At 40.1% G+C, this 1,807-nt stretch carries 2 protein-coding genes; both read left to right on the top strand.

What is annotated here, in order from left to right; translation table 11 throughout:
* The coding region (locus tag PLK24_RS11220) for a pyridoxal-phosphate-dependent aminotransferase family protein (RefSeq protein WP_324479180.1) at positions 1-827 on the top strand (827 nt) is incomplete at its 5' end.
* Complete coding sequence (locus PLK24_RS11215) at positions 820-1,770, top strand: hydroxyacid dehydrogenase (RefSeq protein ID WP_324479178.1); 951 nt, start codon at positions 820-822, stop codon at positions 1,768-1,770. The genes PLK24_RS11220 and PLK24_RS11215, both read left to right, overlap by 8 nt.
* Positions 1,771-1,807: the final 37 nt, after the last annotated feature.

Below are 1,807 nucleotides of genomic sequence, written 5' to 3'. Positions count from 1 at the left end.
GGGGGAAAGCAGTTACGGCTCAGGACATCGATCTCCTCCTTAGTAGTGAAGCTGGAAAAGACGTAAAAGGCGTTTTTATTACCCATAACGAAACATCCACCGGAGTTTACTCGGATCTTAAATCAATTGGTGAAGTTTGCCAAAAACATAATGTTCTGTATTTAGTTGATGCGGTGAGTTCGCTGGTAGCGATTGACTGTAAAACTGATTTATGGGGAATTGATGTTGTTATTACCGCTTCACAAAAAGCTCTAATGACTCCTCCTGGCTTGTGTTTCTTCAGTGTAAGTAAAAAAGGTTGGGAATACAATCAAGAAGCAAAGTGCCCAAGGTACTACTGGGATTTAGCTAATGCATTAAAATCGCTTAAAAAGCCGACTCCAGAAAATCCTTATACCCCAGCGGTAACCTTGCTATTTGGTTTAAATGAAGCATTGAATATGATTAAGCAAGAAGGCTTGGAGAACGTTTTTAAACGTCATCTGCAATTATCTAAAATGTTTCGTACCGGCGTAGAAGCACTTGGTTTAGAGTTAATGGTTAAAGATGAAAAAATCGCGTCTCCGGCAGTTACTTCAATTATGATACCCGAAGGAATCGAAGCTGGGAAAATCACCGGCTTTTTCCGTAACAATGGAATAGTCATTGCTGGTGGCCAAGGCCAGCTGAAAGGGAGAATTATTCGAGTTGGTCATTTAGGATATGTCGATGCCTTTGATATTTCAAATACCTTAATTACTCTGGGGCGAGCTTTTAAGTCTCAAGGAAAAGCATTAAATACCGAAGCGGCACTTAACAAAGCTTGGGAGGTTTATGAACATGAGTGAAGAAATTCGGGTCTTGTGCGCTGCTGGAGTACCAGAGGATATGGCAAAAAGATTGAATGAAGCGGTTGGGCCAGTTACTATTCTAAATTCAGATGATGAGAATGAGATCATTCAAAAAATTCAAGATAAACAGGTTTTTGTGGTTCGGTCAAAACCAAAAGTGACTGCAAATATTATTAATAATGCACCAACCTTAAAAGTTGTTGCTCGACCAGGGGTTGGTACCGATAATATCGATAAGGAAGCCTGCAAAAATAAAGGAGTGAAAGTAATCAACACTCCTGAAGCTTCTGCTGCCAGTGTTTCCGAACTGACTATAGGTTTAGCCATTAGCTTGTTGAGATATGCTTTTACCACCTGTAGTCTTTTAAAATCCGGTGATTGGGCAAAAAGTAAATATACCGGTAGGACCATAGAAGGAAAGGTCTGGGGAATTATTGGGTTTGGAGGCATTGGTCGGAGAGTTGCAGCTATAGTTAAAGCTATGAATGCTCAGGTTGTTGCTTATGATCCCTATATTCCTGAAGAACAATTTGTTAAATCTGAAGTAAAACGGGCGGTTCGCCTTGAAGATTTACTATCGGTGAGTGATATTGTTTCGCTCCATGTTATCATGAGCGAAGAGACCAAGGGAATGATATCAGCAGAAGCCATTCAATTAATGAAAAAAGGCTCCTATTTGATTAACACTTCTCGGGGTAAAGTAATTGATCACAAAGCTCTCATGCAAGCGTTAGCAAATGGTCATTTAGCTGGAGCAGCCTTGGACGTTTTTGAAACTGAACCCCCGAGTGATAAAGAATTGATATGTCTGGATAATTTAATCTGTACCCCTCATATCGGTGGTTCGACTGAAGAAGCTTTTATCAATGCGACTGATATTATGATTCGGAAACTTCGACAAATGTTTAAACCTGAAGAAGGGGGTCCAATGGGAATTTAAATACCTGCCTATCCTGAAAATACCATCCAACAAATTC

It is taken from the genome of Atribacter sp., from assembly GCF_035418125.1.
GTDB classification, from domain to species: Bacteria; Atribacterota; Atribacteria; order Atribacterales; family Atribacteraceae; genus Atribacter; species Atribacter allofermentans.
The sequence above is the reverse complement of the archived record's forward strand: the minus strand, read 5'-3'. Positions and strand labels throughout refer to the sequence as shown.

Excerpts from the sequence above, each read along its gene's own strand:
- PLK24_RS11215 (WP_324479178.1), top strand. The coding sequence starts at position 820 with ATGAGTGAAGAAATTCGGGTCTTGTGCGCTGCTGGAGTACCAGAGGAT.